This window comes from Lentzea sp. NPDC004789 (genome assembly GCF_053601075.1).
Window position 1 is genome coordinate 80683 of sequence record NZ_JBSGBE010000028.1, and the last position, 26289, is coordinate 106971.

Genomic DNA, 26289 nt, shown 5'->3' on the forward strand with positions numbered 1-26289 from the left:
GGAACATCCGTGGCAACCGAGTTCTCCGTGCGCGAGATCCCCTTCAGCCGGTTCGGCGCGTGGTTCGGCCTTTCCCCGGTGGTCGGCCTCGCCTCCTACGCCGAGGACGTGCACCTCGTCTCGCACCGCAACGGCATGCACCCCGTCCTGTCGCTCGTCCCGGAGCTGGGCGGCGACCGCACACCCGTCGAGGTGACGGCCACCCCGGCCGCGCTCACCTGGCAGGCCGGCGACCGGCGCGTCACGGCGGTGTTCTCGTCACCGGACACGCTGCGGATCTCCGGCACCGGCCTGGGGATGCGGCTGCGGTCCGCCCAGCCGACGCTGACGCCGTTCACCGGCACGTACTCCTTCGCCGACCCGGCCGGCGGCGTCGTGCTCACCTCCTACGAGACCGGGCACCGCTACCGCCTGACCGTCCTTTCCGGACGGTGGCGCCAGAACGGCGACCAGGAGCTCGGGACCGCGGAACGCGCGGTCGTCCTCACCGAGGAGGAGCCGTGGGAGCTGCTGGTGGAGGAGATCGGCACCACGCGCAGGTTCTCGCCGCCCAGCAGGGGGTTCGACGACGATCTGAAGGCCGCGGGGGAGGAGTTCGAGGACTTCGCCGACGCCGTGGCACCGTGGCGCGGCGACCACACCCCGGCCGCCGAGCTCGCCGCCTACGTCCTCTGGTCGGCCACCGTGCGTCCCGCCGGGTTCGTGGGCCGGCCCGCGGTGCTGATGTCCAAGCACTGGATGGACAAGGTGTGGAGCTGGGACCACTGCTTCACCGCGCTGGCGCTCGCCCCCGGCGCGCCCGAGCTCGCCTGGGAGCAGTTCCAGGTGGTGTTCGACCACCAGGACGAGGAAGGCGCGCTGCCGGACTCGATCACCCACTCGGAGGTGCTCCGCAACTTCGTCAAGCCCCCGATCCACGGGTGGGCGCTTTCCCTGCTGCGCGGGCGTCTTCCGCGCCTGCCGGAGCCCGAACGGACGTACCGGCAGCTCAGCGCGTGGACCTGGTTCTGGCTGGACCACCGGACGGCACCGGGCAGCCGGCTGCCGCACTACGAGCACGGCAACGACAGCGGCTGGGACAACTCGACGGTGTTCCGCGAGGAACGCCTCGTCCGCTCGCCCGATCTCGCCGCTTTCCTGGTGCTGCAGATGAAGGAGCTCGCCGTGCTCGCCGCCGAGACGGGGGACGCGTCCGCCCGCTGGGGCGAACGGGCGGACGCGCTGCTGGCCGCGCTGGTCGAGGAGCTCTGGCAGGGCAACTGCTTCGTCAGCCAGGGCGTGACCAGCGGGGTGAAACGACGTGGTGCGAGCCTGCTCGACCTGATGCCCGTGGTGCTGGGCGAACACCTGCCGCGCGAGATCTTCGACGACCTCTGCCGCGGCGTCGCCGCACACCTCACGTCCGTCGGGCTGGCCACCGAACTGCCGGGTTCGCCGTTCTACGAGCCGGACGGCTACTGGCGGGGGCCGGTCTGGGCCCCCGCCACCGTGCTGATCGAGGACGGTCTGCGCCGCGGTGGCGCGGTGGAGCTGGCCGGGGAGGTGAGCGCGCGGTTCCGGGCCACCTGCGAGAAATCAGGTTTCGCCGAGAACTTCGACGCGCTCACCGGGGAGGGCCTGCGGGACCGCGCTTACACGTGGACCGCAGGCGCCTACCTCTACCTCGCCGGGCGAGCCTGAGCGGTCACGGGACCAGGCTCCACTGCTGGTTGGTGCCACCCGTGCAGCTCCACAGCTGCAGCTGCGTGCCGTTCGCCACGGCCGCACCGTTGGCGTCCAGGCACAGCCCCGACTGCACCCCGGTGATGGTGCCGTTGGCGTTGAGGTTCCACTGCTGGTTGGTGCCGCCGTGGCAGTCCCAGATCACGGTCGCGGTGCCGTTGGTGGTTCCCGCACCGAAGGCGTCCAGGCACTTGTTGCCGTACACCAGCAGCTGCTTGCTGGAGGCGTTGTAGGTCCAGCGCTGGTTGGTGTTGCCGTTGCAGTCCCACAGCTGGGCTTGCGTGCCGTTGGTGGTGGTCGAGTTGTTGATGTCCATGCACCGGTTGGACTGCTGACCGACCACCTTCACGTTCTGGGTGTTCTGCACACCGGCCGCCGCCATCACGGTCTGCGCGGTGCTCGGCCAGCTGCCGTTGCTGACGAAGACGGTGCCCGTGACGGTGTTGCCCGACGTGCCGTTGGTGATGTCGGCACCGTTGTGGTCGGACCAGTTGTCGGTCAGCGTGAGGTCACCGGTGTGGTTGTTGCTGTTGGCGTTCGCGTGTGCCCAGTTCCAGCCGCTCTGGTAGACGTTGTTCGTCACCGAGACGTACCGCGAGCCCTCGTCGAAGTACATGTCGAACCCGCGGTTCATGGTCTTGAAGTAGTTCTGCTTCAGCACCGTGCCGGGGCTCGCGGACAGCATGTAGAAGCCGCCGCCGTCGGACATGGTCGTCATCGTGTCGTGGATGTAGTTGCCGATGACCAGGTTGTTCTTCGCGGTCGTCGGCGTGGTGTAGAGCGGCTGGTAGTTGTAGGTGCCGCGGTTCTGGTACTCCTGGCTGCCGCCGGGGTCGTTGATGCCCCAGCCGTAGCCGAGGTTCAGGCCCGAGTAGGGCATGTTGTAGATCTCGTTGTGCGAGATGGTCGCGTTCGTGACGTAGGTGACCAGGACGGCGACGTGGCTGCGGTACTCAAGGGCGACGTCGTGGACCTTGTTGTTGCTGAGGGTCACGTTCTGGACGGTCATCCGGCTGTCGCTCGGGTGGTGCGCGTCGGCCCGCATGCCGCCGACCACGATGCCACCGGCCGAGATCTGCTCGAACGTGCTGCCGGTGACGGTCACGTTGTTCACGCCGAGGCCCACGCCCGTGGTGTGCCCGTTGGCGTCGTTGCCGATGCCGATGCCGACCTGGCCGATGCTCGAGAACTTGCTGCCGCTGAAGGTGATCGAGTTGGCCGCGGACACCTGGACCGCCGCGGGCATCTGGCTGAAACCGGGCCGGGTCGACTCGAACTGGCTGCAGCCGGAGCCGCAGGTGCTGAACCCGTTGGACGGCCTGGTGCTCCACACGCCCTTGATGTAGCCGCCGGTCTGCTGGTCCGCGTAGCCCTCGTTCGTGCTCGGCTGCAGCCAGCTCGTGTACGAGAACTGCAGGCCCGAGAACGAGATGTTGTGCGCCGGCGCGTCATAGGTCCCGCCGACGTTCACCAGCGACTGCAGCCTGGGCAGCTCCACGTCGGCGTTGGCGATGTTCTGCCCGGCCAACGGCTTGTAGTACAACGTGCCGGTGGCGGTGTCGAGGTACCACTCGCCCTCGGCGTCGAGGAACTCCCTGGCGTTCGCCAGCCAGAACCCGGCCTGGTTGAACGGGCTCTGCACGGTGTCCCAGCCCCAGGTGTTGTTGTCCCAGGCGGGCTGCTGCATCGTGATCGTGTTGCCGGAGATCGACTGCACCGGCGTGAACCGGTCGGTGAACGAGTTGGCCGACTCCAGCTCGACCCGGCTGGAGTTGCCCAGGTTGTTCAGGTACGACAGCGAGCTGCTGGTGAACGTCATGCCGGTGGAGCTCAACGTGAAGTCGGACCGGTTGATCGCGGTGCGGGCGCGGGTCGCGATCTTGCCGTCGACGTAGAGCTGCCGGGCGTCGAACCCGGTGCCGACGCTGGCCTTCCAGATGTCCTGACCGGCGTTGTCCTGCGTCCAGCCGGTGACCTTCTGCCCGCCGGAGATGATCGCGCCCGGTGCGCCCTGCCAGAGCACGGTGTTGCCGTTGGTGCCGGAGTCGGCGGCGGTGAAGGTGAGCGGTGAGCTCAACGTGTACGTGCCGGCCGCGAGCTGCACGACGACGTCGCCGGTCATGTTCGGCGCGATCGCGCGCACCGCGGTCCGGGCCTGGGTGATCGAACACGGCTGGGCGGACGAACAGGCCGTGCCGGAACCGGACGGCGAGGCGTAGACGGTCGTCATGACCGCGGCTGTGGCCGGTGTCGACAGCACCGAGGCACTGCCGGCCGCGAGCAGCAGCGCTGCGGCGGATCGGGCGAGAACGTGCGACACGTTGCGCTCCTAACGGATGAACGTCATTGGTTTTCCGGGTGCGCCGACGTACCGGCCGAGGTACGGCCGGGTGCGGTCGGGGGTTGGGACGCCTGTCGGAGGGTGGGCGTGCATTAGGCGTAGCGGCGTGCCGCAGAAACATAAGATGTATAACGTATGACGTCAATCGTTGACTTGCCGGTAACAACGGACCAGCCTCAGATGAGTGTCAGCGAGCAGCGGGTGCCGTCGTCCCTCGCGGCACGTAACGCGCGGTCGGGGACCAGCGCGGAGCGACGGGCAGGCCGTCGATGCGTTCGAGCACGGACTCCGCCACCACCACGCCGAACTGGTGCACGTCGACGCTCATCGTGGTCAGCGCGGGGGAGGCGAGCCGGCACAGGGTGGAGTCGTCCCACGCCACGAGGCTCAGCCGGTCCGGCACGGTGACGCCGAGCTCGGCCGCCGCGGCGAGCCCGGCGACGGCCATGACGTCGTTGTCGTAGAGGATCGCGGTGGGCGGCTCGGGCGCGCGCAGGAGTGCGGCGGTCAGCTTCGCGCCCGCCTCCTCGGAGTAGTCGCCCTCGACGATCGTGGGTTCGACACCGGCGGCGGCGCACCCGGACAGCAGCGCGGCCGTGCGGGCGCGGGTGTGCAGCAACGCGCTGGGGCCGGTGACCCTGGCGATGCGCCGGTGCCCCAGGTCGAGCAGGTGGCCGAGAGCGGCGGCGACCGGTCCGGCGTGGTCGGTGCGGACCTCCGGCAGGTCCGGCGCGCCCGCCTCACCGACGACCACGGCCGGGAAACCCAGCTCCCGCACGACGTCCGGGCGCGGGTCGCCGTCCGTGGGGTTGACCATCACGATCGCGTCGACGAGCCCGCGTGCCGCCCACCGGCGGTACGCGGCGATCTCGGCGTCGTGGTCGGCCACGACGTGCAGCAGCACCGACAGGTCGCGTTCGGCGAGACGTTCCTCGATGCCCGCGATGAACTCCATGAAGAACGGTTCCACCCCGAGCAGCCGGGCCGGCCTCGCCAGCACGAGCCCGATCGCGCCCGTCGGTGCTGCGGTCACGGCCGGCCCAGATCGTTGGCGCAGCGCAGCACCAGCGGATCGGTGAACGCGGCGGGGTCCACAGTGGCCTGAGTGCGGACGTGGAACCGCCGCGACTCACCCGCGAGCAACGGCACCAGCATGTCGTCGACGACCGCGTCCGGCGCGACCCGGTCGGCCAGGATCGCCACGTCCTGCGTGAACGACTCGGCGCGCACCTCCACCACGTACCCGTCCGGCACGGCTTCCGCCTGCGCCGCAAGGGGAGCGGGGTGGTAGGACAGCTCGCGGTCGGCCAGGAACGGCAGCACCGCGCGTGCCTCGGCGGTGGTCGCCACCAGCACCTCCGCGTCCTCGTGGTCCGGTTCGAGCAACGGTGCGTCCAGCCGCAGTTCGAGGACCGACCGGGGCGGCACCGTCCGCCGCAGTCTAGTCAGGTGCAGCGTCACCCCGCGGAACGACTGCCGGTCGAGCGTGATGTGGGTGTCCCACGGCTCGTCGTGGTCGTTCACCGCGACGAGCACGAACCGGTCGTCGCGCGGCTGGAAGGTCAGGATCCGGGGCGCGAACGCGTGCCGCAGCCCGTACCAGAGCGGCTTCTGCCGTTCGTCACCGTCGATCGCGGCCCACGACGTGACCGGCCAGCAGTCGTTGAGCTGCCAGACGACCGCCCCCGCGGTGCGCGGCCACCAGGAGCGGAAGTGCTCGATGCCGTACCGGATCGCGCGGGCCTGGTTGAGCTGCGTGGCCCAGTGCCAGTCCTCGAACCGTTGCGGAACGGGTAGGTGCGCCGCCAGGCCGCGGTCGAGCTTGCCGTTGCCGTCCTCGGCCTTCTGGTGCGTCAGGAAGCTCGGCGAGGACGGGGTGAGCGGCTCGTCGTGGATCCACCGGGTGAGCGTGGCCCACGTGGGCGGCCCCTGGAAGCCGAACTCCGAGCAGAACCGGGGAATCTGGTCGCGGTAACGGGTGTAGTCGATCCGGTTCCAGACCTCCCACTCGTGCCGGGTGCCGTGGTTCTCGTCGTTGGGGTGCAGGCCGGGCTCGGGGGTGTACGGGCTGCTGGGGCAGTAGAACCGGGTCGGGTCGAGCTCGGCCACGATCCGCGGCAGCAGTTCGGTGTAGTAGTCCAGGCCCCAGGTCCTGCCTTCGAGCTGCCACGGCCAGCCCCAGTCGGCGAACCCCCAGATGTTCTCGTTGCTGCCGTTCCACAGCGCCAGCGAGGGGTGGGACATCAGTCGGGTGACGTTCTCGCGGGCCTCGGCTTCGAGCTCGCCCCGCAGCGGCTCCTCCTCCGGATAGGCGGCGCAGGCGAGCAGGAAGTCCTGCCACACCAGCACGCCCCGTTCGTCGCAGAGGTCGTAGAAGTCGTCGGACTCGTAGATCCCCCCACCCCACACGCGCAGCAGGTTCACGTGCGCGCCCAGTGCCTGGTCGATCCGCCGCGCGAGCCGGTCGCGGGTGATCCTGGTGAGGAAGTGGTCGTCGGGAATCCAGTTGGCGCCCTTGATGAACACCGGCTTCCGGTTCACCATCACGGTGAACGGCGTGCCGATCTCGTCCGGGGTGGTGTCGACGGTGACCGTGCGGAACCCGATCCGCTTCGCGACCCGGTCGATCTCCGTGCCCGACGCCGCGAGCAGCACGACCTCCAGGTCGTAGAGCGGCTGCGCGCCGTGCCCGGCAGGCCACCAGAGCGCGACACCGGGAACCGCGACGCGTGCCACGAGAGAGCGTTGCGCCGCGGGGAGGACGATCGTGCGTCCGCCGACGGAGACCTGCAGCGCGAGGTCCTGCGGACGGTCGTTCGCCCACTCGATGTCGGCGTGCAGCTCGACGAGACCGGTGCCGTCCTCGGCGACGGTCACCACCGGCCGGGCCGCGGCGATCCTCGCGGTGTGCCAGCGTTCCAGCCGGACCGGCCGCCAGATGCCCGCGGTCTGCAGGTCGGGTCCCCAGTCCCAGCCGAAGCTGCACGCCATCTTCCGGATCATGTTGAACGGGTGGGCGTTGACGTGCGCACGCGGGCCGAGCGCGGCCTCGACCTTCTCGGCGTGCGTCAGCGCGGACGAGAACGACACCGTGAGATCGTTGTCCCCGTTGGTGATCAGCTCGCGGACATCGAAGCGGTAGCTGCGGTGCATGTTGACGGTGTTGCCGAGCAGCGTGCCGTTGAGCTCGACCGCGGCCACCGTGTCCAGGCCGTCGAAGACGAGGTCGACCCGTTCGTCCGGGTCCGCCTTCCACGCCGGGAAGGCCGTGCGGTAGCACCAGTCCGCGCGGTGCATCCAGGCCAGCTCGGTCTCGGCCTGGTCCAGGAACGGGTCGGGGATCAGCCCGGCGGCGAGCAGGTCCAGGTGGGTGCTGCCGGGCACGGTCGCGGGCACCGTCCTGCCCCGGACGTGGTCGGGGACCTCGGTGGTCGGCGCGGTCAGCTGCCAGCCGTCGTGCAGGTACTGGCGGATCATCAGGTCAGGCCTCCTGGACCGAAACGCGCCTCGGGACGGGGTGCGGCCGCGGCGAGCCGCTGGGTGTAGGGATCCGCCGGACGCACGAGCACCTCGCCGGCCGGGCCGCGCTCGACGATCCGGCCCTGGTGCATCACCAGGACCTCGTCGGAGAAGTGCCGTGCGGTGGCGAGGTCGTGCGTGATGTAGAGGACGGCGAGGTTCTCCTCCTGCTGCAGACGGGAGAGCAGCTTGAGCACGCCGAGCCGGATCGACACGTCCAACATGGACACAGGCTCGTCGGCGACGATCACCTTGGCGCCCGGTGCGAGCGCGCGGGCGATCGCGACCCGCTGCCGTTGCCCGCCGGACAGCTCGTGCGGCCGCCGGCGCGCGAAGTCCGGCGTGAGGCTCACCCGTTCCAGCAACCTGACGACCTCCGCCGCCGTGTCCGCGCGCGAGTGGCCGTGCAGCCGCAACGGCCGGGCGAGGTGGTGTTCGACGGTGTGGAACGGGTTGAGCGACGCGAACGGGTCCTGGAAGATCATCTGCACGTGGTCGCGGTAGGCCCGGCGCGGCACCGGCTCGCCGTCCGGACCGGTCAGCAGGATCTCCCCCGAGCTGGGGCGGACCAGGTGGGCGATCATCCTGGCGACCGTGGACTTGCCCGAACCGGAGGCGCCGACCAGCGCCACCGTGCGGCCGGCCGCGAGCGTGAACGAGACGCCGTCCACCGCCCGCAGCTTGCGGAACGACTTGGTCAGGTCGCGGACTTCGAGGGTGGTCACCGGGTCAGCGCTCCTGCCTCGCCGGTCAGGCTGGGGAACGAGGCCAGCAGCTGACGCGTGTACGGGTGCCGCGGCCGCAGGTAGATCTCCTCCGCCGGCGCGTGCTCGACGACCTCGCCGTCGCGCATCACCGCGATCCGGTCGCTCAGTTCGAGCAGCAGCGGCAGGTCGTGCGTGATGAAGACGACAGCGAAGCCCAGCTCGTCGCGCAAGCGCTTGATCTCGTTCAGGATCTCCCGCTGCACCAGCACGTCGAGGGCGGTGGTGGGCTCGTCCATGATCATGACCTGCGGGTCGAGCAGCAGTGCCATGGCGATCATGACCCGCTGCCGCATGCCGCCGGACAGCTCGTGCGGGTAGGCGCCGAGCCGGGACGGGTCGACGCCGACCAGCCGCAACACCTCGGCACAACGCGCGTCGCGGTCCAGAGTGGACATGGCTGGCCGGTGCGTGCGCAGCACGTCCTGCAGCTGCGCCCGGATCGGCGTGACCGGGTTCAGCGAGTTCATCGCGCCCTGGAACACCATCGAGAGCCTGACCCAGCGGAACTCCCTGAGCTCCTCGGGCCCCAGCGCCAGCACGTCGACGTCCTCGAAGCGGACCGACCCGGACGTGACCTCGGCCGGTGGCCGGTGCAGGCGGTTGATCGCGTAGGCGAGCGTGGTCTTGCCGCAGCCGGACTCACCCGCCAGACCCAGGATCTCGCCGCGCCGCAACGTCAGCGACACGTCCTTCACGGCGTGCACCGGCGTGGCGGTCTGGTACACGACGTTGAGGTTCCTGACCGTCAGCACGGCGTCCGGCTCGGCCGGGGCGATCTCCGCGTCGAGGGCCACCACGTCCCGCTCGCGCCGCGCGCGGTCGCGCAGCCGGGGGTTGACGACCTCGTCGATGCTGAAGTTGATCAACGCCAGCGCGCCGCCGAACAGGGCGATGATCAGGCCGGGCGGGACGAACCACCACCACGCCTGCCGTTGCAGCGCGAAACCGTTCTGCGCGTAGTAGAGCATCGTGCCGAGCGTCGACGAGTTGGCCGCGCCGAGCCCGAGGAACGACAGCCCGGCCTCGCTGAGGATCGCCAGCACGACGGCGAACACGAACTGCGAGGCGAGCACCGGCAGCAGGTTCGGCAGGATCTCCACGCAGATCACCCGCCACGTCTTCTCGCCGGACACCCGTGCCGCCGCCACGTAGTCACGGTTGCGCAACGACAGCGTTTGCGCGCGCAGCACACGGGCGGCCGCCGCCCAGCCGGTGATCGCCAGCACGAGCGCGATCGTCCACGTGCCGCGCCGGTCGGCCGGGACGAACCCGGCGACCACGATGACCAGCGGCAGGCCCGGGATCACCAGCATCACGTTGGAGAACAACGAGAACGCCTCGTCGACCACCCCGCCCGCGTACGCGCCGGCGATGCCGAAGATCCCGGACAGCACGGTCGCCATGACCCCGACGAGCACGCCGATCCACAGCGAGCCGCGGGTGGCGTGCGCGAGCTGGGCGAGGACGTCCTGGCCGGTCAGCGTCGTGCCGAGGAGGTGCTCACCGCCTGGCGGCGTGAGGCCGATGTCCCTGATCGTCGCCGGATCGCCGGTGAGCAGCGGGCCGAGGAGTCCGAAGAGGACGATGAGCCCGGCGAGGCCGAGGCCCGCGCGGAGCTTGCCGGACCAGGTCATGACACCGTGCTCCGATCCCTCGTGCGGGCGTCGATCAGCCCGTACAGCAGGTCCACGACCAGGTTCGCGCCGAGCACCGCGATGGTGATCACCAGGAAGATGCCCTGCATGAGCGCGTAGTCGTTGTTCTGCACGGCCTGCAGCAGCTTCGAGCCGATGCCGGGGTAGGAGAACACCTGCTCGGTGACGATCGACCCGGACACCACGAACCCGAGCGAGATCGCGAACCCGGCGACCGACGGCAGCACCGCGTTGCGGGCCGCGTACCGGACCATGATCCGGCCGTCGGTCAGGCCCTTCGCCCTGGCGGTCAGCACGTAGTCCTCCGACATCGCCGACACCATCATGTTGCGCATGCCCAGCAGCCACCCGCCGATCGACGAGATGACGATCGTCAACGCGGGCAGTGCGCCGTGGTAGATCGCGGAACCGATGAACTCCGCGCTCCAGCCCGGATCCAGCACCACGTCGTAGCCGCCGTTGAGCGGGAACCAGCCCAGCCCCGACGACAGCACCGCGACCAGGATGAGCGCCAGCCAGAAGTACGGCACCGCCGACAGCACGGTGGTCGCGGGCACCAGCGCGTCGAGCCACGTGCCGCGCTTCCAGCCGACGACCGCGCCGAGCCCGACCCCGAGCAGGAACGACAGCAGCGTCGCGAGCCCGACCAGCACGACCGTCCACGGCAGCGCGTCGCCGATCACGTCCGACACCTTCGCCGGGAAGGCGCTGACCGAGATCCCGAGGTCACCGCGCGCCAGGTTGCCCAGGTACGCGAAGTACTCGTGCAGCACCGAGTCGCGCCCGCCGGTGCCGAGCAGCGTCTCGTAGGCCTTGCGGGCGCCGGGGTCGACGGTCCCGCCGCGCTGCTGGAGCTTGGCCATCAGGATGTCCACCGGGTCGCCCGGCATCAGCCGCGGCACGACGAAGTTCAGCGTCACCGCGGCCCACAGCGCCACCAGGTAGAACGCGAGCTTGCGCAGGTGGTAGCCCACCGCTCACTGCCCGGCCGGCTTGAGCTTCACGTACACCTGCGAGGCGTCCGGGCGCTTCCACACCGCGGGGAACGCGTAGAGGTCGTCCTTGCTCGGCCAGCCGGTGAACGCCTTGGCGTTGTACTCGTTCGGGATGCCCCCGGTCAGCACCGGGATGTACGGCATGTACTTCTCCAGCTCGACCTGGATGGCGTCGTAGTGCTGCTGCCGCGCGGGGTTGCCGCGGTCGGTCTTCTTCAGCTCGGCCAGTGCCTGGTCCACGGTCGCGTTGCTGAACCGCGAGTAGTTCGGGTAGGCCGACTGCCCGGCCGGAGCGGTGGCCGCGGTGGAGAAGAAGTAGGCGTAGGTGTAGTACGGGTCGGGTGCCGGGCCCTGCTCCACCGAGTCGATCAGCAGCTCGTACTGGCCGCGGCCGCGCGCGTCGGCCCACTCGTTCCACGACAGCTGCTGCGGGGTGATCTTGATGCCGATCTGGAGCAGCTGCTGGCCCAGGGTCTCCAGCGCGGTGATGTAGTCGGTCCAGCCGGCGACCACCTTCACGCTCAGCGTCAGCGGCTTGCCGTCCTTGGCGTAGATGCCGTCCGCGCCCTTGACGTACCCGGCCGACGTGAGCAGCTCGTTGGCCTTGGCGGCGTTCGGGTTCATCGGCGCCAGGCGGTCGGTGAGCTTGCTCGACACGAGCGCGTTGTCCCGCGGCAGCAGCGTGAAACCGGGGGACATCTCGCTGTTGACGTTCTGGAACGCCAGCGAGTTGATCTGGGTGCGGTTCATGCCGTAGTAGATCGCCCTGCGCACCGCGGGATCGGTCTGCGCGCCCTGGCAGCCCAGCTGGGCGTTGGAGCAGGTGAACAGCGCGACCTGGTTGAGCGGCAACGTGATCGCCTTGTACCCGGGGTAGTTCTTCTCGACGTCCTTGAGGTCGGGGATGGGGCCGGTCTGCCAGTCGATGGACCCGGCCTTCAACGCGTCCACGCCCGCCTGGTTGCCGGACAGCGAGAGGTAGCGGATGCGCTTGAGCGCGGGCTCGCCGCCCCAGTACTTCGGGTTCGCCTTGAGGGTGAACGACTGCGGTTTGAAGTCGTCGAGCACGAACGGTCCGGTGCCGACCGGTTTGGGGTTCACCTCGGTGGCGGGGTTCGCGATGTCCTTCCAGACGTGCTCCGGCATGATCCACATCTGGCCGAGCACCTGCGGTCCGTCCATGTAGGACGGTTCGGGGAACTTGACCACCACGTGCGTGTCGTCGGTGGCGGAGGCGGTGCCCTGGAAGGAGGTCTTGTTCAGGGCGGGGTTCTTGGCGACCATGCCGAGCGTGAACACGACGTCCTTGGCGGTGAACTTCTGGCCGTCGGACCAGGACACGCCGTCCCGCAGGGTGATCGAGAGCTCGGTGCCGTCGCCGTTCCACGAGTACGCGGTGCCGAGCAGCGGCTTCGGCGGCTGGTCCGCGGCGATGTTGAAGAAGAACAGCGGCTCGTTGATCGTGCCCATGCCTTCGATGAAGGTGGGGGAGTACGGGTTGAAGTTGAGCTGGAAGTCGCCCGCCTGCCCGGTGTAGACGACGAGGGTGTCCCGGGACTGACCGCGCCCGCCGGAACTCGCGCAGCCCGCGGCGAGCAGTACCGCCAGGCCGAGTGTGCAAAGCCGCTTCAGCAGGAACATCGTTGATCCTCCGCGTGGCCGAGTGGTCCGCACCCGGCCTGTGGAGCCCGGACGGGGCGCCTGCGTGAGAGGATTCTTCAGTCGTTAAACAAAGAAAGTCAACCGTGCGGTTGTCGACGCTTTGCTAGTGTTCTGTTATCGATCAGTAGGTTCGTCGTTCGACGACGGAGGCGGGCATGACCCATTCCAGCACCAGGGCGACCGTGCTGGACCTGGTCCGCGCGGCCGGCACGATCAGCCGGGTCGGCCTGGTCAACGCAACGGGCCTGACCGGCGGCACGATCTCCACGGTGGTGCGCGGCCTGATCGACGAGGGCCTGGTCGTCGAGACCGGGCACGCCGAGTCCACCGGCGGCAAGCGCCGGGTCATGTTGCAGCTCAACCACTTCGCGCGCTACGCCGTCGGCGTGCACCTCGACGACGCGCGGATCACGTGCGTGCTGACCAACCTCGGCGGCGCGGTGGTCGCGAGGATCTCCCGCGCGTGCGTCGGTGAGCCTTCCGGCCTGGTGGCACGGACGGTCGACGCGGTGATCGACAGCGTCGGCGTCGACCGCGACCGCGTGCTCGGCCTGGGCCTGGTGTCCCCGCGGCTCACCTCGCCGTTGATGCGCGACGGCGCCCCGGCGCTGGAACGCGCCACCGGCCTGCCCGTGGTGCTGAACGACGACGCCGCCGCGGCACTGGAACGCGCGACCGGCCTGCCCGTGGTGCTCGACAACGACGCCGCCGCGGCCGCGATCGGTGAGCACTGGTCCGGCGGCGTCGGCGCCACGTCGACGTTCGCCGCGCTGTACATGGGCACCGGCATCGGCGCGGGCACGGTGCTCGGTGGCACCACCTACCGCGGCCCGAGCGGCAACGCCGGCGAGATCGGCCACACCTGCCTGGACGTCGACGGCCCGCACTGCTGGTGCGGCGCCCGCGGCTGCCTGGAGGCGCTGGCGGGTCCCGCGGCGGTCGTCGCGCAGGCCCGCGCCGACCGCGCGCTGAGCCGCGCGGCCGGCCTGCTCGGCGGCCGGACCCGGCCCCGCACACCGGTTTCGGCGGACTTCGCGGCGGTGAGCCGGGTCGCGCGGCAGGGCAACCCGCGGGCGCTGGCCCTGCTGGAGCGGTCGGCCAGGTACGTCGCGGCCGCCGCCCGCACGCTCGCGAACGTGATGGACCTCGAGGTGCTGGTGCTCACCGGGCCGAGCTTCGCCGTGGCCGGGTCGGTGTACCTGCCGGTGCTGCGTGCGGAGCTGGACACGGCGTTCTTCGCCCGTGCCGCGCACCCGATCGCCGTGCGGCTGTCGCCGTCGGCGGCGTCGGCTCCGGCGATCGGTGCCGCGGCGATCGTGCTGCAGTCGGAGCTCGTGCCGCGGCACCAGGGGTTGCGGTTGCCGGAGGACCTGGCGGCGGGGGAGCCGCCGGTGTTCCAGCCGTCGGCGTGACGGCTCGGCTCAGCAACCCACCCGCTTCGACCCGAGCGCGATGTCGTCGATCCACAGGTCGTGGGTGTCGTCGTTGTCCTGGTAAAGCTGCCACCCGATCTTGACGGTGTCGAAGGCGGGGAACACGAAGTCCACCGGGTTGCCGCCGTGCGAACGCGTCGACACGGTGAGGTCCGGCTGCGGCACGCCGTCGAACCACAGCTCGACGCGGTTGTCGGAGGCGTCCATCCGCCACTCGACGCACTGCCACACGTCCTCGCGCGAAGGTGCCGACTCGCGCCAGTTCGTCCAGTCGCCGGTCGGGCCTCCGTCGGCGCCGACTCCCCACAGCGCGTGGCCGGTGGTCGGCACGTACTGGCCGCCCAGCGGGCGCACGATCTCCGGCCCGCGGCCGGTGGCCTCGACCAGCGTGTAGTGCGCCCAGTCGGGCCTGCGCGGGAAGGCCTCGACCTTCAGCCGGATGCGGCCGTAGAAGCTGTTGCCCGGCGCCGAGAAGTCGTCGACGCGCAGGAACGCGCGGCCGTTGCGTTCGGTGTGCGCGTGCAGCACTCGTTGGCCGCGTGCGCCTTTCTCCACGGTGAGCGTGCCGTGCTTGGTGTCGACGCCCCAGTTGAGACTGGTCGCGCCGCCCAGTGGCACGGACTGGAAGTCCTCGCAGAACAACAGATCGGGGCGATCGCACGACCGGGTGTGCGCGTCGGCGGCCGGGGTGAGGGCCAGCAGAAGGGGAAGAGCCAGGATCACGGACAACGCTTTCCGCATGGGCATGCGGGCAAATCTAGAAGATCTGCCGGTGGGATAGGCATTTCGAATCGAATTCGTTCGCCGCTGATCAGCTCTGCCATCAGGACATTCCGGCAGCTAACGTACGAGTTGTGGCGGGACCCCGTGGTGAGGTCCGGATTCTCGGGCCGGTCGAGGTGTGCGGTCCGCACGGCCGGGCCGCGCTGACCGGTGCCCGGCAACGCGGCATCGTGGCGGTGCTCGCCCTGCGGGCCGGCACTCCCGTGCCGGTCGACCACCTCGTGGACGTGCTGTGGGGTGACGACCCGCCCCGCACGGCCGTGCGGTCGTTGCACAGTTATGTGGCGCGGGTGCGGCAGGCGCTCGCGGACTGCGGCATGCCCGGCGCGCTGCTGACCAAGCCCGGCGGTTACCAGCTGGACGCGTCGGTCGACGCCGAGCGGTTCGAGCGGACCAAGGACCTCGGCCTGTGGCGAGGTGAACCGCTCGCGGGCACCGAGCTGTTCGGGTGGGGGCGCGCGGAGATCGACCGGTTGCGGGAAAAGCGGATCGCCGTGCTGGAGGGGTACTGGGCCGACCGGCTGGACCACCAGGGCGCGATCGGCGAGCTGGAACGGCTGGTGGCGAGTCACCCGACCAGGGAACGGCTCGTCGGCCTGCTGATGCGGGCGTTGCACCTCGACGGACGGCACGCGGACGCGCTGGAGGTGTTCCGCCGCCTGAGATCCCGGCTGGCCGAGGAGCTCGGCGCCGACCCAGGGCCAGAGCTCAGCGCACTGCACACCGCCATCCTGCGCCGCGATCCCGCACTGCACAGCGCGAAACCCGCCCAGCTGCCCGCCCGCGCCGGGCACTTCACCGGCCGTGCCGCCGAGTTCGCCGCACTGGCCTGCCTCCCGCCGATCGTGGTCGTCTCCGGAGTCGCCGGGGTCGGCAAGACCACGTTCGCGGTCGAGTGGGCCCACCGCGTGGCCGATCGCTTCCCCGACGGGCAGGTGTTCCTCGACCTGCAACGGCTCACCCCCGCCCAGGCGTTGATCGAGATGCTGCACGGCCTCGGCGTGCCGTCCGACCGCATTCCCGCCGACCCGGCGCCGCTGTACCGGACGTTGTTGCACGGCAAGCGTTTGCTCATCGTGCTCGACGACGTCCGCCGCGCGCGGGACGTGCTGCCCCTCGTTCCCGGCGACCAGGGGAATCTGCTGCTGATCACGAGCCGGGACGCGCTCTCGGCGCTCGGTACGCGCCACGCCGTGCACACCGTCAGCCTCGACCTGCTGAGCGAGCCGGAGGCGCACGACCTGCTGGCCGACATCCTCGGCGCGCCGAGGGTGCGCGCGGAGTCCGGTGCCACCACCGACCTGGTGGTCCACTGTGGACGCTTGCCGCTGGCGCTGCGCATCGCGGCCGCCCGGCTCGCGGTGCGGCCGGGCAGGAGGATCGCCGACCTCGTGCGCGAGCTGACCCGCAACGACCCGTTGGACGTGCTGGCGGTCGACGGTGACGACCGTTCGGTGCGCTCGGTGTTCGCCAGCGCGCACCGCACGCTCAGCCCGCAGGCGGCGCGCCTGTTCCGCGTGCTCGGTGAACATCCCGGCGCGAGCTTTCCCGCCGACCTCGCCGACGCGCTGGGACCGGGACTGGACGAGCTCGTCGCGTCGCACCTCGTCAGCGAGGTGGGCAACGGCCGGTACGCGTTGCACGACCTGATCCGGTTGTTCGCCCGGCAGAGCGGCGACCTCGGCAACGGCGTGGAACGCCTGCTCGACCGGTACCTCACGGTCGCCCACGCGGCCAACACCGTGCTCAACCCGCGCCACGACCTCGTGACCCGAGCACCCGCCGACGACCTCCCGTTCGCGGCGAACCGGGTGGAGGTGCTCGCCTTCCTCGACGCCGAACGCGACAACCTGCTGCACGTGCTGAGGCTGGCCGCGCGGGCCGGGCTGCACCGCGAGACCTGGCAGCTGGCGTACCTGCTCACGAGCTACTTCGAGGCGCGCGGCAACTGGGCGGCTCGCGTCGAGCAGTGCGAGCACGCCGTCGCCGCCGCCCGCGCGCTCGGCGACCGGCGTGCGGAGGCGGAGATGTTGCGCGGCCTGGGCATCGCGTTGCAGATGACCTCCCGCATCGCCGAAGCCATGGTGGTGCAACGGCAAGCGCTCGCGCTGGTGCGCGAGGCCGGCGACCTGCGCGGGGAAGCACGGCTGCACAACAACATCGGCAACGCGCACTCCGAGCTGCGGGAGTTCGACCTGGCCCTGGAGTCCTACCAGGCGGCGATGCGCCTGCACCGGGCGGCGGGCGACGAGGTGGGCGTGGCGCTGGCCCAGCGCAACCTCGGCTACACCTGCGTGCGCATGGGCCGCCCCGGCGATGCGGTGGAACCGTTGTTCGCCGCGCTGGAGACGTTGCGCGCCAAGGGGAACTCACGGCTGGAGGCGGCGACGCTGATGTCGCTGGGCAACGCCTTCCACCAGCTGGCCGACCGCGGGCCCGCATTGCGCTGCTTCGGCGACGCGCTGCGGATCAGCCGCGAGATCGCCGACCGCCGGTTCGAGGCCGACGCGCTGGGCCACCTGGGGGTCACGCAGCTCGCGCTCGGTGACCCCGCCGCCGCTCACGACCACCTGACCGCCGCGGTCGCGGTGTGCCGTGAGCTCGGCGACCGGCACCGCGAGTCGTCGACCCTGCACCACCTGGCGGAGGCCGAGCTCGCTCTCGGCGGCCTCGCCGCCGCCCGCGAGCACCTCACGGCCGCGCTGGCGGCACGCGCCCAGGCACCGGACGGGTTCGAGGAGGCCTCGGTCCACCGCGCGTTCGCCGACCTGGAAGGCCGGTGCGGGCGGTGGACCGAGGCGGCACGGCACTGGTCTCAGGCCGTCGTGCTGTTCACTTCTTGCCGGCGATCGTGAACACGGCCACGGCCTTGCCGATCTGACCGGGCTTCACCTCGATGATGTGCAGGGTGAACTGCTTCTGCTGCCCGCTCACCCGCAGCACGGTGTACGGCACCTCGGCGTGGTCCGTCCCCGCCTTGATCGTGACGGTTCCGCTCGGCGTCGCCTGGTAGTCCTCGCCCAGCTTCGCGGTGCCGTCGACGAACTTGTACGACACGGCGACGTCCTGCTTCACCGCGCCGTTGCGCGACTTCAGCTCCGCCGAGTGCTGACCGGCTCTCTCGTGCACCGGACCGTCGAGCGCGTCCACGACGACGGGGCAGTCCGGCTGGTCGCAGTCCGGTGCTCCGTGTGCGGGCACGATTCCCAGCAACAGCAGCAACAACACCATGATCGTCTTCATTGACCACCCCTTCGGCAGGTCCGTCTCCGTTGGGCGGAGACGGACCTGCCGAAGTTGATACTGCTACTTTTCGTCCTTCTCGTTCACGAGGTACTGCGCGCCACCCAGATCCACGCCCTGCGCGTCGATCTGGTGCACGAGCAGCTCGGCCGGAGGCGCCTCCACGTCGGTCGCGAACGTCAGCCCGATCTCGACGCGTTCCTCGGCCTTGAGCGTCAGCCCGTCGAGGCGTGCGAACTTCGGTTCGACGATCAGCACCTCGGTCTCACCCACCGGCTTCACCCCGGCGCCCTTCTGCCCGGCCTCCTTCCACCGCCGCGCCAGGTCCGGTCCGAGGTCGACCGTCACCGTGCCCGCGAACTGCCGTTCGGGCTGTTCGAGGATCAGGCTCTGCCTGCCGTCGACGCGATCGGGATTGCCGATGGTGTACGGAACGCGGATCGGGTGGTTGGGGAACACCCGCACCGAGTCGACGTTGCGCCACGCGATGTTGTTGTTGTTCTGCGCATTCAGCTGGGTGTTCGGCCCTTCGGCGAACGTCATGGGATCAGCGGGCGACACCCATCTGGAGAGCAGGCAGAAGTGCCCGGGACCCGGCACGTTCCAGCCGGGCCAGGTGATCATGACCGTGGTTCCGGTGTTCGGCACGCTCGTGCCCGCCGCGCCGATGAACGTCCAGCCTCCCGGCCAGGCCGTCCCGCCACCGATGTTGCTGTGGTACAGGTAGAGGTAGCCGTCGACGTTGCCCTGGGCGCCCGGCTTGCGGCGCAGGGTGACGAACACGTAGTTGGTCGCGCCCACGATCGGGTTCTGCGACGACGCGCAGAACACCGCGGTGTGGCACACCCTGATGTCCGGGCTGTAGTAGATGCTGCCGCCGCTGGGCTCGATGCCCACGTCGGTGACGTTGTCGCGGGTGTAGACGTCCCGGTAGTTCGGCGTGGCGCTCGCCGGTACGACGAGCGCCACGACCGTCAGCAACCCGGCCACCATCGCCGCCAGCTTGGTCTTCACGGTTTCCTCCTCGGTTGCAGGTCTGCTGACCGAAGAGGTACCTGTGGGCCGTTGTAGCGCGGTTGTCGTGCTGTTGTCGGACGGTCAGGCCTGAACCGGCACGAGCTGCTCCCGCACCGGCTGCCCCAGCTGCGCCGTGGGACGCCGGAAGGTCTCGCGGGCCGTGGAGATCGCCGCCGCGCTCATCGCGCACACCGCGGCCGTGAAGATCGCGACTGCGGTCCAGCCGTCCCGTCCGGACCCGATCGCCGACACGACGCTCGGCGCGAGACCGGCGAGCAGGAACCCGAACTGGGTGCCGATCGCCATGCCGGACAGCCGGACCTCGGTGGTGAACATCTCGCCGTACAGCGAGGGCCAGATGCCGTTGATCGCGGAGTAGGCCACGCCGGACATCAGGATGCCGAGCGCCAGCACCAGGCCGTACGCGCCGATGGAGATCGACCACAGGTACGGGAAGATCAGGATCGCGCACGCGCCGCAGCCGGCGAGGAACACCGGCTTGCGGCCGATCCGGTCCGAAAGGCCTGCCAGCAACGGGATCGCGGCCAGTGCGACGACGTTGGCGAGCACGCCGACCCACAGCATGGACGTGCGCGACAGGCCGATCGTGTTCACCCCGTAGCTCAGGGAGTAGACGCTGAAGATCGTGCTGACCGAGGCGACGCTGGCCGCGAGGACGACGCGCAGGACGTCGGCCCAGTGGTTGCGGAACAACGTCGCGACCGGCAGTTTGGCCGCCTTGGTGCGCTTGAACGCGGCGGTCTCGTCGATCCTGCGGCGGATGACGAGCCCCACGACCACGACGACCGCGCTACACCAGAACGGCACGCGCCAGCCCCACGTCAGCAGGTCGTCCTGGGGGAGCGCGGCCACCGGCAGGAAGACCGCGGTGGCCAGGATCTGACCGGCCTGCGTGCCGCTGAGGGTGAAGCTGGTGAAGTACGCCCGGCGGTGTTCCGGCGCGTGTTCGAGCGACATCGAGTTCGCGCCCGCCTGCTCTCCCGAGGCGGAAAGTCCTTGCAGCAGACGGAGAACGACGAGCAGGACCGGCGCCAGGACGCCCACCGAGCCGTAGGTGGGCAGGCAGCCGACGGCGAAGGTCGCGAGGCCCATCAGCAGCAGGGTGAAGACGAGGACCTTCTTGCGGCCGAAGCGGTCGCCGACGTGGCCGAGCACGAAGGCGCCGAGCGGCCGGGCGAGGTAGCCCACGCCGAACGTGGCGAGCGCGAGCAGGGTTCCGGTCGCCGGCGCGCTGGCGGGGAAGAAGACCTTGTTGAACACCAGCGCGGCGGCCGTGCCGTAGATGAAGAAGTCGTAGTACTCGAGAGCGCTGCCGATCCAGGCTGCCAGCGCGGTCTTGCGGGCCATCGAAGAGGTCACGGCGCACTCCGTTGTACGTTCTAGTTAGTTAATTAAAGGTCGGTCACGTCACCCCGGAGTGTCAAGAGCCTGTTCTTCAGGCGGTCAGGTAGTTGATCAGCAGGTCGCCGAGCATGCGCCGGTGGTGCTCGCGGCGAGCCGGGTCGAGCATGTCCCGTCCGAAGATCGCGGCGAACGTGTGTCGGTTCGCGAGCCGGAACACGCAGAACGAGCTGATCACCTGGTGCACGTCGAGCGCGTCGACGTCGGCGCGGAACCGGCCCGCCTCGCGGCCGCGGGCGAGCACGCGGGTCAGCCCGTCGAGTGCCGGGTTCGCGAGGCCCGCGAGGATCTCCGACCGTGCGATGTGCTCGGCGCGGTGGATGTTCTCGATGCTGACGAGCCGGATGAAGTCCGGGTTCGCCTCGTGGTGGTCGAACGTCAGCTCGGCGAGCTCGCGGATCGCGTCCTCCGGTTCGAGGTGCTCGACGTCCAGCTCGGCTTCGAGCGCGCGGATCGCGGAGTAGGCCCGCTCCAGCACAGCGACGTAGAGCTGTTCCTTGCCGCCGAAGTAGTAGTAGATCATCCGCTTGGTGGTGCTGGTGCGCTCCGCGATCTCGTCGACGCGGGCGCCGGTGTAGCCCTTGTCGGCGAACTCCCTCGTGGCCACGTCCAGGATGTCGGCGCGGGTGCGGTCCTTGTCCCGCTGGCGCTCGGCCTCGGACGACGACGGTGCGGCCACCGGGCTTCCCTTCGATCAGCTGATGACCGGCCCAACTCTATTCCGCCGCGCTTGCCCGCACGCGGGGACCTCGCGTGCGCCAGGAGAGTACGAAAGCTCCCCGCGTGCACTTCGTGACCAGGTCTGCGCCACTCGTTCGGCTCTTCCGAACGGCCCAACGCTGCGCTACCGTGAACTCACTAGTTCGTACATTGCGGAGGGGTACGCGTGCCGAGTTACCTGATCGGGCTCATCGGGACCGGTATCGGTCCGTCGCTGAGTCCCGCGCTGCACGAGCGGGAAGCCGACCGGCTGGGCCTGCGCTACGTCTACCGCCTGCTGGACCTCGACGTCCTCGGCCTGCCGCCGCAGGACGTGCTGAACGCCGCCCGCACGGCGGGGTTCGACGGCCTCAACGTCACCCACCCGGCCAAGCAGGCGATCATCCCGCACCTCGACGACCTCGACCCCGAGGCGGCCGCCCTCGGCGCCGTCAACACGGTGTGCTTCGAGAACGGCAGGGCGATCGGCCACAACACCGACGCGACCGGGTTCGCCCGCAGCCTGACCCGCGGCCTGCCCGACGTCGGCATGGAGGACGTCGTGCTGCTCGGTGCCGGAGGGGCGGGCGCGGCCGTGGGGCACGCGCTGCTCTCGCTCGGCACCGCACGGCTCGGCGTGCACGACGTCGACCCGGCGCGCAGTGCGCAGCTCGTCGCGGCGCTGCAACGCAGGTTCGGCGCCGACCGTGCGGCCGTGTGCACGCCGGACGCGGTCAGGACGGCGGACGGGCTGGTCCACGCGACCCCCACGGGCATGGCCGCGCATCCAGGCCTGCCGATCGACGACTCCTTGCTGCACGAGGACCTCTGGGTCGCCGACATCGTCTACCGGCCGCTGGAGACGGCGCTGCTGGCGGCCGCCCGCGCACGCGGCTGCCGCGTGCTGCACGGCGGAGGCATGGTCGTGCTGCAGGCCGCCGAGTCGATGCGGTTGTTCACCGGGGTGGAGCCGGACCCGGACCGGATGCTCGCGCACTTCGCGGAACTGGAAGGGGAACCCGCCCATGCGGCCTGACCCGCGCACCGCCATCGCGACCGTCTGCCTGTCCGGCACGCTGGAGGACAAGCTCGCCGCGGCCGCCGAGGCCGGGTTCGACGGCATCGAGCTGTTCGAGAACGACCTGCTCGCGACGCGCCGCACGCCGGCCGAGATCCGCGAGCGGTGCGTCGACCTCGGCCTGCGCATCGACCTCTACCAGCCGTTCCGCGACTTCGAGGCGGTGCCGCCGGACGTGCTGGCGGCCAACCTGCGCCGGGCGGAGCGCAAGTTCGACCTCATGGTGGAGCTGGGCGTGGACACCGTGCTCGTGTGCTCCTCGGTGTCCCCGGACGCCATCGACGACGACGATCTGGCGGCCGAGCAGCTGCACCTGCTCGCCTCCCGCGCCGCCGAACGCGGTCTGCGGATCGCCTACGAGGCACTGGCGTGGGGCAGGTTCGTCAACGGCTACGAGCACGCGTGGCGGATCGTGCGCCGCGGTGCGCATCCGGCGCTGGGCGTCTGCCTCGACAGCTTCCACATCCTGTCCAAAGGGGACGATCCGCGGCCGATCCGGGCGATCCCCGGCGAGAAGATCTTCTTCCTGCAGCTGGCCGACGCGCCGACGTTGCCGATGGACGTGCTGCAGTGGAGCCGCCACCACCGGCTCTTCCCCGGCCAGGGCGACTTCGACCTGACCGCCTTCACCGGCCACGTGCTCGCCGCCGGGTACCGCGGGCCGTTGTCGCTCGAAGTGTTCAACGACGTGTTCCGGCAGTCCGACCCGCATCGCGCAGCGGTCGACGCGATGAGGGCGCTGGTGGCGCTCAAGGACTCGCTCGGGTTGCTGGACGTGCCCGCCGCGCCCGTGCCGGAGGGGTTCGCGTTCGCCGAGGTCGTCGGTGACCCCGGCCTGGCGGCGCTGGGGTTCGCCCGCACCGGCGTGCACCGGTCGAAACCGGTGGAGCTGTGGACCCAGGGTCAGGCGCGGGTGCTGGTCAACGCGGTGGGGGAGCCAGGCACGGTCGGCGCGCTCGGCGTCACCGTGCCGGACCCGGTCGCGGCGGCGCGGCGCGCGGAAGTGATGCTGGCCCCGCCGGTGGCCCGCGCGACGGGGCCCGGTGAGGCGCCGTTGACCGCGATCACCGCGCCGGACGGCACGCAGCTCTTCCTCTGCTCCGGCCACGACTGGATCGAGGACTTCGTCCCGACCGGCGAGACCGCCGCCGGTGCCGGCATCACCGGCATCGACCACGTGGCGCTGACCCAGCCGTTCGACCACTTCGACGAGGCCACGTTGTTCCACCGCGCCGTGCTCGGGCTGGAACCGAGCGCTGTCACCGAGTTCGCCGCGCCGTACGGGCTGGTGCGCGGGCGGGGCGTCAGCGGTGCCGGGATCCGCCTGTCGCTGGACGCCGCACTGGTCCGGCGCGGGGTGTGGGCGCCCGCGGTGAAGGAGCCGCAGCACATCGCCTTCAGCACCGACGACGCGGTGGCGTGCGCGGCGGCGCTGCGGTCGTCCGGCGCGAGGCTGCTGGAGATCCCCGGCAACTACTACGACGACCTGGAAGCGCGCACTGGCCTGTCACCGGATCGGATCGACGTGCTGCGCGAACACTCCGTGCTCTACGACCGCGACGAGCACGGCGAGTTCCTGCACTTCTACACGGAACTGGTGGGCGCGCGGGTGTTCTTCGAGGTGGTCCAGCGAATCGGGGACTACCGGGGCTTCGGCGTCGTCAACGCCCCGGTGCGGATGGCCGCCCACCACGACGCGAGGCTCAGCTCCGTCCGTTGAGGCAGGCGCACGGCGAGCCGAATCGTATGACGTATCACGTCACCGATGTCCGGCCGCTACACTCGTCGGCACGCACCATCGCATCGGCGAGGGGTGCGACCGGAGGGACGATGACGGCACCAGGCCAGCAACCGAGCGCGACCGTGAGCGTCAACACCGTCCCGAACTGGGCGCGCCGACCGGCGAACCTCGCCAGGGCGATCACGACCGAGCTCGTCGAGCGGATCGTGCGCGGTGATCACCCGCCCGGCACGTCGCTGCCGCCGGAACCGGTGCTGTGCGAGACCTTCTCGGTGAGCAGGACCGTCATCCGGGAGGCGATGAAAGTCCTGCAGGAGAAGGGTCTGGTCCAGGTCCGCCAGGGCGCGGGCACGCAGGTCACGCCGCCGTCGACGTGGAACATGCTCGACGAGCTGGTGCTCGGCGCCGTGATCGCGGAGGACTCGACGCTCGGGATCCTCGACGACCTCGTGGTGACCCGCCGGTTGCTGGAGTCGGACATGGCGAACGTGGCCGCGCGGGTGGCCGACCAGGACGAGATCGCCGCGCTGGCCGCCCTCGTGGAGCGGATGGACGGCCTGGTGGACGACCCCGACGCCTACCGCGCGCTGGACACCGCCTTCCACGACACGATCATGCGGGCGTCCGGCAACCGCATCGCCAGGGCGGTGGTGCGGGCGCTGGAGAGCCAGGTCCTGCACACCGCCAGCTACATGGGCAGGACCGACCGCGAACTGTGCGCTGCCTCGAACCGCGGTCACCGCCGCATCTACGAGCGGATCGCGGCGCGCGACCCCGAGGGTGCTGCGAAGGCGATGTTCGCCCACATCACCGAGGCCTGGCTGGTGCGCCGCAGCGAGGCGGGGGATCCCGGTCGCCTGGACCGCTGACCGCGCCGGGCGTCAGCCGCGGGGGAGCAGCCGGTCGAGCAGGTCGTGCCAGCCGCTCTCGATGCGTTCCAACGACATGCGGTGGTCGTGCAGGAGGTGCTCGACCAGCACGACGTCCACTGAGGACAGCAACGTGTGGGCCAGCAGGTCGGCGTCGGCGTCCGGCAGGAGCCCGCGCACCAGTGACGCGACGTGGGTGTGCCGCAGCCGCTTCGGCGGGACGCGGAACCGTCGTTCGGGCACGGGTTCGGCGGCCAGGTAGAGGTCGAGGTGGGCGTGTTCGTGGCGCAGCACCGCCGGGCCGAACGCCCGCAGCCGCGCGGCCGCGCCGGCACCGGGTCCGAGCGGCGGCGGACCGCTGAGGAACGCCTGCTGGAACCGGATCTCCGAGTGGTCGAGCAGGGCCTGGAGCAGCCCGTTGCGGTCGCCGAAGCGCCGCGACACCGTGCCCTTGCCGACCCCCGCCTCGGCGGCGACCGTCTCCATCGTGATGGCCGCGGCGCCGCGGTCGGCGGCGATCCTGGCCGCGGCCTCCAGCAGCTTCGCCCGGTTGCGCACCGCGTCCGCGCGCAGGGTCGCTCCATCGCCGATGATGGGCAGTCCTGTGGGGTGGATCACCTTTGCAGGGTAGCCGGGAAGATAAGCGGGACGCGACCCGTTTAGGCTGGCGACCCCTGTTCCACCACCTGCACCGGGAGTACCTCATGGCAGTCCGCATCCTCACCCTCGTCGGCAGCCTCCGCGCCGCGTCGACCAACCGCAGGCTCGCCGAGGCCGCGGTCCAGGTCGCGCCGGAGCACATCGAGGTCAGCGTGTACGAGGGCCTGGACACCGTGCCGTTCTACAACGAGGACATCGACGTCGAGGGCACCGTGCCGGTCGCCGCCGTGAAGCTGCGCGAGGCCGCCGCCGCGGCCGACGCCCTGCTCCTGGTCTCGCCCGAGTACAACGGCACCATCCCCGCCGTGCTGAAGAACGCCATCGACTGGCTGTCGCGTCCCTACGGTGCGGGCGCCCTGGTCGGCAAGCCGGTCGCCGTCGTCGGCACCGCGTTCGGCCAGTACGGCGGCGTGTGGGCGCAGGACGAGGCCCGCAAGGCCGTCTCCATCGCCGGTGCCGCGGTCGCCGAGGACCTGACGCTGTCGATCCCGAGCTCGGTGGTCCGCTTCGCCGAGCTGCACCCGGTCGACGACCCCGAGGTCGCCGAGAAGCTGACCGAGGTCATCGAGGGCCTGGCCGCCCGCACGTCGGCCACCGTCTGACGCGTTCGCGCAGTGCACGCGGGGCGCGTTAGTTGTAAAAGACAGTTAAAGAAAAGCCCCCCAACCCTCACACCGCAGGCC

The 26289-nt window shown here is 70.5% G+C and carries 20 protein-coding genes; 7 read left to right on the top strand and 13 right to left on the bottom strand.

Annotation, left to right across the window (positions count from 1 at the left end):
* Nucleotides 1-9: 9 nt before the first annotated feature.
* Complete coding sequence (locus ACWEIJ_RS41045) at nt 10-1680, top strand: amylo-alpha-1,6-glucosidase (protein WP_449842698.1); 1671 nt, start codon at nt 10-12, stop codon at nt 1678-1680.
* A 4-nt stretch (nt 1681-1684) separates the two neighbouring features.
* On the opposite strand, the gene ACWEIJ_RS41050 is transcribed toward ACWEIJ_RS41045, so the two are convergent.
* The 7 genes from ACWEIJ_RS41050 to ACWEIJ_RS41080 form a co-directional block, all read right to left on the bottom strand.
* Entirely contained in the window at nt 1685-4042 is a 2358-nt protein-coding gene (locus ACWEIJ_RS41050; protein ID WP_449842699.1) for a ricin-type beta-trefoil lectin domain protein, read from the bottom strand.
* 208 nt (nt 4043-4250) lie between these two features.
* Nucleotides 4251-5096 (bottom strand): LacI family DNA-binding transcriptional regulator, encoded by an 846-nt coding sequence (locus ACWEIJ_RS41055; protein ID WP_449842700.1) that lies wholly within the window; start codon nt 5094-5096, stop codon nt 4251-4253.
* Complete coding sequence (locus ACWEIJ_RS41060) at nt 5093-7540, bottom strand: glycoside hydrolase family 2 protein (RefSeq protein ID WP_449842701.1); 2448 nt, start codon at nt 7538-7540, stop codon at nt 5093-5095. Before ACWEIJ_RS41060 ends, ACWEIJ_RS41055 begins: the two co-directional genes overlap by 4 nt.
* Nucleotides 7540-8307 carry an ABC transporter ATP-binding protein gene (locus ACWEIJ_RS41065; protein ID WP_449842702.1) on the bottom strand — a complete coding sequence of 256 codons (768 nt, stop codon included), beginning with the start codon at nt 8305-8307 and terminating at the stop codon, nt 7540-7542. The genes ACWEIJ_RS41060 and ACWEIJ_RS41065 overlap by 1 nt, the downstream gene beginning before the upstream one ends.
* Nucleotides 8304-9983 (bottom strand): dipeptide/oligopeptide/nickel ABC transporter permease/ATP-binding protein, encoded by a 1680-nt coding sequence (locus ACWEIJ_RS41070; RefSeq protein WP_449842703.1) that lies wholly within the window; start codon nt 9981-9983, stop codon nt 8304-8306. Before ACWEIJ_RS41070 ends, ACWEIJ_RS41065 begins: the two co-directional genes overlap by 4 nt.
* The gene (locus ACWEIJ_RS41075) at nt 9980-10978 is read right to left on the bottom strand and encodes an ABC transporter permease (RefSeq protein WP_449842704.1); all 999 of its coding nucleotides are present in this window, start codon (nt 10976-10978) and stop codon (nt 9980-9982) included. The genes ACWEIJ_RS41070 and ACWEIJ_RS41075 overlap by 4 nt, the downstream gene beginning before the upstream one ends.
* Nucleotides 10979-10981: 3 nt before the next feature.
* Nucleotides 10982-12640 (bottom strand): ABC transporter substrate-binding protein, encoded by a 1659-nt coding sequence (locus ACWEIJ_RS41080; RefSeq protein WP_449842705.1) that lies wholly within the window; start codon nt 12638-12640, stop codon nt 10982-10984.
* Nucleotides 12641-12816: 176 nt separating this feature from the next.
* On the opposite strand from ACWEIJ_RS41080, the gene ACWEIJ_RS41085 reads away from it, so the two are divergent.
* On the top strand, nt 12817-14073 hold the full coding sequence (locus ACWEIJ_RS41085) for an ROK family protein (protein WP_449842706.1): 1257 nt from the start codon (nt 12817-12819) through the stop codon (nt 14071-14073).
* A gap of 9 nt (nt 14074-14082) precedes the next feature.
* Here ACWEIJ_RS41085 and ACWEIJ_RS41090 read toward each other — a convergent pair whose 3' ends face one another.
* Nucleotides 14083-14841, bottom strand: a complete 759-nt coding sequence (locus tag ACWEIJ_RS41090; RefSeq protein WP_449842707.1) for a hypothetical protein — start codon at nt 14839-14841, stop codon at nt 14083-14085.
* A 107-nt stretch (nt 14842-14948) separates the two neighbouring features.
* On the opposite strand from ACWEIJ_RS41090, the gene ACWEIJ_RS41095 reads away from it, so the two are divergent.
* On the top strand, nt 14949-17732 hold the full coding sequence (locus tag ACWEIJ_RS41095; RefSeq protein ID WP_449842708.1) for a BTAD domain-containing putative transcriptional regulator: 2784 nt from the start codon (nt 14949-14951) through the stop codon (nt 17730-17732).
* Here the strand turns inward: ACWEIJ_RS41095 and ACWEIJ_RS41100 are convergent.
* The 4 genes from ACWEIJ_RS41100 to ACWEIJ_RS41115 form a co-directional block, all read right to left on the bottom strand.
* Nucleotides 17710-18120, bottom strand: a complete 411-nt coding sequence (locus ACWEIJ_RS41100) for a Calx-beta domain-containing protein (RefSeq protein WP_449842709.1) — start codon at nt 18118-18120, stop codon at nt 17710-17712. The genes ACWEIJ_RS41095 and ACWEIJ_RS41100 overlap by 23 nt on opposite strands.
* Nucleotides 18121-18183: 63 nt before the next feature.
* Nucleotides 18184-19134, bottom strand: coding sequence for a hypothetical protein (locus tag ACWEIJ_RS41105; RefSeq protein ID WP_449842710.1), 951 nt, complete (start codon nt 19132-19134; stop codon nt 18184-18186).
* Between the two features lie 84 nt (nt 19135-19218).
* Nucleotides 19219-20517, bottom strand: a complete 1299-nt coding sequence (locus ACWEIJ_RS41110; protein WP_449842711.1) for an MFS transporter — start codon at nt 20515-20517, stop codon at nt 19219-19221.
* 76 nt (nt 20518-20593) lie between these two features.
* Nucleotides 20594-21238 carry a TetR/AcrR family transcriptional regulator gene (locus ACWEIJ_RS41115; protein WP_449842712.1) on the bottom strand — a complete coding sequence of 215 codons (645 nt, stop codon included), beginning with the start codon at nt 21236-21238 and terminating at the stop codon, nt 20594-20596.
* A gap of 207 nt (nt 21239-21445) precedes the next feature.
* Between ACWEIJ_RS41115 and ACWEIJ_RS41120 the strand changes: the two genes are divergently transcribed.
* The 3 genes from ACWEIJ_RS41120 (at nt 21446) to ACWEIJ_RS41130 (ending at nt 24946) form a co-directional block, all read left to right on the top strand.
* Nucleotides 21446-22294, top strand: a complete 849-nt coding sequence (locus tag ACWEIJ_RS41120) for a shikimate dehydrogenase (protein WP_449842713.1) — start codon at nt 21446-21448, stop codon at nt 22292-22294.
* A complete protein-coding gene (locus ACWEIJ_RS41125) occupies nt 22284-24056 on the top strand; it encodes a bifunctional sugar phosphate isomerase/epimerase/4-hydroxyphenylpyruvate dioxygenase family protein (protein ID WP_449842714.1) in 1773 nt (590 codons plus the stop codon). Before ACWEIJ_RS41120 ends, ACWEIJ_RS41125 begins: the two co-directional genes overlap by 11 nt.
* A gap of 110 nt (nt 24057-24166) precedes the next feature.
* Complete coding sequence (locus ACWEIJ_RS41130; RefSeq protein WP_449842715.1) at nt 24167-24946, top strand: FadR/GntR family transcriptional regulator; 780 nt, start codon at nt 24167-24169, stop codon at nt 24944-24946.
* Nucleotides 24947-24958: 12 nt separating this feature from the next.
* Here the strand turns inward: ACWEIJ_RS41130 and ACWEIJ_RS41135 are convergent, their stop codons facing one another.
* Entirely contained in the window at nt 24959-25564 is a 606-nt protein-coding gene (locus ACWEIJ_RS41135; RefSeq protein ID WP_449842716.1) for a TetR/AcrR family transcriptional regulator, read from the bottom strand.
* 86 nt (nt 25565-25650) lie between these two features.
* Between ACWEIJ_RS41135 and ACWEIJ_RS41140 the strand changes: the two genes are divergently transcribed.
* A complete protein-coding gene (locus ACWEIJ_RS41140) occupies nt 25651-26208 on the top strand; it encodes an NADPH-dependent FMN reductase (protein ID WP_449842717.1) in 558 nt (185 codons plus the stop codon).
* Nucleotides 26209-26289: the final 81 nt, after the last annotated feature.